The sequence below is a fragment of the Corynebacterium phoceense genome (genome assembly GCF_900092335.1).
Taxonomy (GTDB): Bacteria; Actinomycetota; Actinomycetes; order Mycobacteriales; family Mycobacteriaceae; genus Corynebacterium; species Corynebacterium phoceense.
In genome coordinates this window covers 379,158-385,681 of the sequence record NZ_LT596208.1, presented here as the reverse complement: position 1 = coordinate 385,681, position 6,524 = coordinate 379,158, and the positions used below count along the sequence as shown (strand labels likewise).

3 protein-coding genes and 1 pseudogene are annotated in these 6,524 nt (G+C 62.4%); all 4 read left to right on the top strand.

Annotation, left to right across the window (positions count from 1 at the left end; translation table 11 throughout):
- A pseudogene (locus tag BN9444_RS05990) lies at nucleotides 1-320 on the top strand (MmgE/PrpD family protein); the annotation flags it as partial.
- A 1-nt stretch (nucleotide 321) separates the two neighbouring features.
- Nucleotides 322-1,251: a methylisocitrate lyase gene (gene prpB / locus BN9444_RS05985; RefSeq protein WP_068801588.1), complete on the top strand. Its 930-nt coding sequence runs from the start codon at nucleotides 322-324 to the stop codon at nucleotides 1,249-1,251.
- A 192-nt stretch (nucleotides 1,252-1,443) separates the two neighbouring features.
- Nucleotides 1,444-2,595, top strand: a complete 1,152-nt coding sequence (locus tag BN9444_RS05980) for a bifunctional 2-methylcitrate synthase/citrate synthase (protein ID WP_066485081.1) — start codon at nucleotides 1,444-1,446, stop codon at nucleotides 2,593-2,595.
- Nucleotides 2,596-2,910: 315 nt separating this feature from the next.
- Complete coding sequence (locus BN9444_RS05975; protein WP_068801587.1) at nucleotides 2,911-6,342, top strand: pyruvate carboxylase; 3,432 nt, start codon at nucleotides 2,911-2,913, stop codon at nucleotides 6,340-6,342.
- Nucleotides 6,343-6,524: the final 182 nt, after the last annotated feature.

The following is a 6,524-nucleotide window of genomic DNA, read 5'->3' as shown; positions in this document are numbered from 1 at the left end:
CCCGCCGCTACCACTCCAACGACCTTTCCGAGAAGGCGTTCGGCGGCAAGGCCGTCATCACCTTCAAGGACGGCACCGTTATCGAGGACGAGCGCGCCGTCGCTGATGCTCACCCGCTCGGCGCCCGTCCGTTCGGCCGCGAGGAGTACATCAACAAGTTCAAGAAGCTGGCCGCTGGCAAGGTCTCCGAGGAAGAGCAGGAGCGCTTCCTCGCCGCCGTCCAGGACCTCGAGAACCTCACCGACCTGAACGAGCTCAACGTCCGTGTCACCCCGGACCACCTCGCGAAGGCCCCCAAGAAGCCGGAAGGAATTTTCTAACATGGCTGGACTGTTTGGTTCTACCAAGACCAACGCCGAGAAGCGCGCGGAGTTCCGCGCCTCCCTGGAGGGGCCGGGTTTGACCCGCCTCCCGGGTGCCTTCAACCCGCTCACCGCGCGTCTTATCCAGGACATCGGCGGCTTCGAAGGCGTCTACATCTCGGGCGCCGTCCTCGCTAACGACCTGGGCCTGCCGGACATCGGCCTCACCACTCTCACTGAGGTCGCCCACCGCTCCGGCCAGATTGCTCGCGCCACCGACCTGCCGGTCCTCGTCGACGCTGACACCGGCTTCGGTGAGCCGATGTCCTCGGCTCGCACGGTGGTGGCCCTTGAGGACGCTGGCCTCGCCGGCATGCACCTTGAGGACCAGGTCAACCCGAAGCGCTGTGGCCACCTCGACGGCAAGGAAGTTGTCCCGACCGACCTCATGGTCCGCCGCATCTCCGCCGCGGTCAACGAGCGCCGCGACCCCAACTTCATCATCTGCGCCCGTACGGACGCCGCCGGCATCCACGGCATCGACGACGCCATCGAACGCGCTAAGGCCTACGCCGACGCTGGAGCCGACATGATCTTCACCGAGGCCCTCTATTCCAAGGAAGACTTCGAGAAGTTCCGCGCCGCTATCGATACCCCGCTCCTGGCGAACATGACGGAGTTCGGCAAGACCGAGCTGCTGTCCGCCAAGGAAATCGAGGATTTGGGCTACAACGCTGTCATCTGGCCGGTGTCCACCTTCCGTGTCGCCATGGGCGCCACCGAAGAGTTCCTCCGCTTCATGGAGAAAGAGGGCAACCAGACCGAGTGGCTCGAGCGCATGCAGCACCGTTCTCGCCTGTACGAACTTGTTCGCTACAACGAGTACAACGCTTTCGACCAGGCGGTGTTCACCTACTCCAAGGACTCCTACAAGCCGACCTTCGAGTAAAACCCCGGCTTCTGCCGACCGGCGCTTCGCCGGTATGACGAGCTACTGCGTTCGAAGCGCGGAACCCCGTGCCTCGAGCGCACAGCGGCGAACCTTCTTGGAACGTCGTTCCTTCAATCCAAGTAAAAGAACCGCGCCACGGTTCGTGGCGTCTTTCGTCCCACACACTTTTCCAAGCACAAGGAGAACACAATGTCTGAGAACACCCCCGAAATCCGCAAGGGCCTGTACGGCGTCGTCGTTGACGAGACCGCCGTCTCCAAGGTCGTCCCGGAGACCAACTCCCTGACCTACCGTGGTTACCCCGTTCAGGAGCTGGCACGCTACTGCTCCTTCGAAGAGGTTGCCTACCTTTTGTGGAACGGCGAGCTTCCGACTCAGGAGGAGCTCATCCGCTTCTCTGCACGTGAGAAGGCTCTGCGCCACCTGGACCGCCACCTTATCGACCTCATCATGTCGATGCCGCTGTCCTGCCACCCGATGGACGTCCTGCGCACCGCCATCTCCTTCATCGGCGCTCAGGATCCGGAGGCCTACACCAAGAACTCCGAGCACATCCGTCGTACCGCTCTCGAGCTGATGGCCAAGATCCCGACCATCATCGCGCTCGACATCCGCCGTCGCCGCGGTGAAGGCTACATCCAGCCGTCGCGTAAGAAGGGCTTTGCCGAGAACTTCCTGTGGATGGTCTTCGGTGAGGAAGAGGGCTCCCCGGCCAACTCCCGCGCCGACATCGAGGCCTTCGACAAGTCGCTCATCCTCTACGCTGAGCACTCCTTCAACGCCTCCACCTTCACCGCGCGCGTCATCACCTCCACGATGTCCGACACCTACTCCGCAGTCGTCGGTGCTATCGGCGCCCTCAAGGGCCCGCTGCACGGTGGTGCGAACGAGGCCGTCATGCACAACTTCATTGAGGTTGGCGACCCGGCGAAGACCGAAGAGTGGACCCTCAACAAGCTCAAGAACAAGGAGCTCGTGATGGGCTTCGGTCACCGCGTCTACAAGAACGGTGACTCCCGCGTTCCGACCATGGAGGCCGCTTTCCGCGAGCTGGCCAAGGAGCACGGCCAGGAGCAGTGGGTGGAGATGTACGAAATCATGGCAAAGACCATGTACGACAACACCTCCATCAAGATTCAGCCGAACCTCGATTTCCCGACGGGCCCGGCGTACCACATCCTGGGCTTCGACATCGAGTTCTTCACCCCGATCTTCGTGATGTCCCGTATCACCGGTTGGACCGCACACATCGTGGAGCAGAACGAGAACAACTCGCTCATCCGCCCGCTGTCTGCCTACAACGGTGAGGCTCAGCGCTCCGTTCCGCCGAAGCAGTTCTAATCGCCGTCTGTGGCGCCGGGGTATTCCTGGCGTCACCCCGGAGGGAACGACGTTTCCTATGACCTATCTGTGACGGAACCCCTACACTCCTCCGTTGCCCCTGAATTTCCCCGGCCGGCGCCAGACTTTATACGTCGGGCGTCCGGCCTTCGGGACGTTTTACCCCCCTTTAGTACCAATAGTGTGGGATCGTGTTCGCATCGTGCATCACGCACTACTAATCTGAGATGTGGATCACCCGTGCTGGCATTAGTTTTCTGAACTACCTCGTAGCAACGTGAACCAATGACCACAATCCGAAAGGAACTTACTGCAGTGTCTGCCACCGCGTTACCGACGTTCAACAAGGTGCTTGTAGCCAACCGCGGCGAAATTGCTGTCCGTGCTTTCCGTGCCGCTTTCGAAATTGGCGCGAAGACCGTTGCAATTTACCCACGTGAGGATCGCAACTCCTTCCACCGTGCATTCGCCAACGAAGCCGTTCGCATTGGCGCCGAGGGTGCCCCGGTGAAGGCGTACCTCGACATTGATGAGGTGATTCGTGCCGCCAAGAAGTCGGGCGCGGATGCCATCTATCCGGGTTACGGCTTCCTCTCTGAGCGCGCCGACCTTGCCCGTGCCTGCAATGAGGCCGGAATCAAGTTCATTGGCCCTACTCCGGAGACCCTGGACCTCACCGGCGATAAGGCCGCTGCGGTGCACGCCGCTCAGGAGGCGGGCCTGCCGACCTTGAAGGACTCCGAGCCATCCACTGACGTGGACAAGCTCGTCGAGTACTCCAAGGACTTCACCTACCCGCTCTTCGTCAAGGCAGTCGCCGGCGGCGGCGGACGCGGCATGCGCTTCATCGAGAACGAGTCTGAGCTGCGCGAGAAGTGCGCTGAGGCCTCCCGCGAGGCCGAGGCTGCCTTCGGCGACGGCCACGTCTACCTTGAGACCGCGGTCATCAAGCCGCAGCACATCGAGGTCCAGATCCTCGCCGATAGCCAGGGCAACGTCATCCACCTCTTCGAGCGTGACTGCTCCGTGCAGCGTCGTCACCAGAAGGTCGTGGAAATTGCTCCGGCTCCGACGCTGGATCCGGAACTGCGTGACCGCATCTGTGCGGACGCTGTGAAGTTCTGCCAGCACATCAACTACGAGGGCGCTGGCACCGTCGAGTTCCTCGTGGACGAGCGCGGCAACCACGTCTTCATCGAGATGAACCCCCGTGTCCAGGTCGAGCACACCGTTACCGAGGAAATCACCGGTGTCGACATCGTGAAGTCGCAGATGCACATCGCTGCGGGCGCGTCCCTCGAGCAGCTTGGTCTGCACCAGGAGGATATCCACATCACCGGCGCGGCCCTGCAGTGCCGTATTACGACTGAAGACCCGAACAACGGTTTCCGCCCGGATACCGGCACCCTGACCACGTACCGCTCCCCGGGCGGCGCGGGCGTGCGTCTCGATGGCGCGACTGCCGTCGGCGCCGAGATTTCCCCGAACTTCGACTCCCTGCTGGTGAAGATGACCTGCCGTGGCGTCACTTTCAAGCAGGCTGTCGCCCGTGCACAGCGCGCCCTCAACGAGTTCACCGTCGCCGGCGTTGCCACCAACATCGGCTTCCTGCGCGCCCTGTTGCGCGAGCCGGACTTCACCGAGACCCGCGTCGACACCAGCTTTATCGCGTCCCACCCGGACCTGCTCAAGGCTCCGCCGGCTGTGGACGAGTCCGGCCGTATCATCGACTACATCGCGGACGTCACCGTGAACAAGCCGAATGGCACGCGTCTGACCGCGCTTCGTCCGTTCGACAAGCTCCCAGAATTCGATCGCAACTCTGAGCTGCCGCGTGGTTCTCGTGACGATCTGCTTGAGCTGGGTCCGAAGGCTTGGGCAGAAAAGATCCGCAATCAGCAGGCTCTCGGCGTTACGGACACGACGTTCCGTGACGCGCACCAGTCGCTGCTCGCCACCCGTGTGCGCGGTACTGACCTCGTCTCTGCCGCGGAGGCCGTGGCCCGCATGACCCCGTCCCTCTACTCGGTGGAGGCGTGGGGCGGAGCGACCTATGATGTCGCGATGCGCTTCCTCAAGGAGGACCCGTGGGTTCGCCTTGATCTGCTGCGTGAGGCCATGCCGAACCAGAATATTCAGATGTTGCTGCGCGGCCGCAATACGGTTGGCTACTCGCCGTACTCGGACAAGGTGTGCCACGCCTTCGTGGACGAAGCCGCCAAGTCTGGCGTCGATATCTTCCGTATCTTCGACGCCCTCAACGACGTAAGCCAGATGCGTCCGGCTATCGAGGCTGTCCTTGAGAACGACAAGTCCGTGGCTGAGGTTGCCATGGCGTACTCCGGCGATATGTGCTCTCCGAATGAGAAGCTCTACACGCTGGATTACTACCTCAAGCTCGCCGAGGAAATCGTGGGCACGGGTGCACACGTGCTGGCTATCAAGGACATGGCGGGCCTGCTGCGTCCGGAGTCGGCCTCCAAGCTGGTCATGGCACTGCGCAAGGAATTCGACCTGCCGGTGCACGTCCACACCCACGACACTGCGGGTGGCCAGATGGCGACCTACTACGCGGCGGCGCTGTCCGGTGCCGATGTCGTCGACGGTGCCTCCGCTCCGTTGGCCGGTACCACGTCGCAGCCGTCCCTGTCTGCTATTGTCGCGGCATTCTCCAACTCCGCGCGCGACACTGGCCTCGACCTCAAGGCCGTCTCCGATCTGGAGCCGTACTGGGAGGCCGTCCGCCAGCTCTACAAGCCGTTCGAGAAGGGTATTCCTGGCCCGACTGGCCGCGTGTACCGCCACGAGATCCCGGGTGGTCAGCTGTCCAACCTGCGCGCTCAGGCGACTGCTCTGGGCCTCGAGGACCGCTTCGAGGTCATCGAGGACACCTACGCCGCCGTCAACGAGATGCTCGGCCGTCCGACCAAGGTCACCCCGTCTTCCAAGGTCGTGGGCGACCTCGCCCTGCAGCTTGTGGGTGCTGGCGTGGACCCGGCCGAGTTTGAGGCCAACCCGTCCAAGTACGACATCCCGGATTCCGTCATCGCGTTCCTGCGCGGCGAGCTCGGTACCCCTCCGGGCGGCTGGCCGGAGCTGCGCGACCGTGTCCTCGAAGGCCGTACGCCGGGCGAGGTGACCGTCAAGGAGGTGCCCGCTGAAGAGCAGCCGCACCTTGACTCCGATAACTCGCAGGAACGCCGTGACTCCCTCAACCGCCTGCTCTTCCCGAAGCAGTTTGAGGAGTTCAACGAATTCCGTCGTAAGTACGGAAACACGGAGGCCCTCACGGACACGGTGTTCCTCTACGGTCTGGAAGAAGGCCACGAGTACGTGGTTCACTACTTCGCTGACGGATCCAACGACCGTGCTGACCTCAAGCCGATTACTGTGCGCCTCGATGCGCTCGGCGAGGCCGACGAGAAGGGTATGCGCAACGTTGTCCTGACGGTCAACGGTCAGATTCGCCCGATGAAGGTCCGCGACAATAACGTCGAATCCACCGTCGCCACCGTCGAGAAGGCCGACCCGAGCAACGAGGGCCACGTGGCCGCTCCGTTCGCTGGTGTGGTCAACCCGACCGTTTCTGCGGGCGACGAGGTCAAGGCCGGTGACCAGGTTGCAGTTATTGAGGCCATGAAGATGGAAGCCTCCATCTCCGCGACCAAGGATGGCGTCATCGAGCGTGTCGCCATTGGCAAGGCCACCAAGGTAGAGGGCGGCGACCTCATCGCTGTCATCAAGTAACACCAGGTAGCTCACCCAGCGTACAGCCCACCGAACCTGCAGGTTCGGTGGGCTTTCGTCATGGCGCAGGAGGCTGCCGATGCCGCCTAAATCCCTTCAGCACACAGTGCGAGTCGTCTTTGGCCCGCGTTAAAACTGCGCTTTTGACTATAGCTGTCCGGCGTTGGGTGAGACTTTCTTTT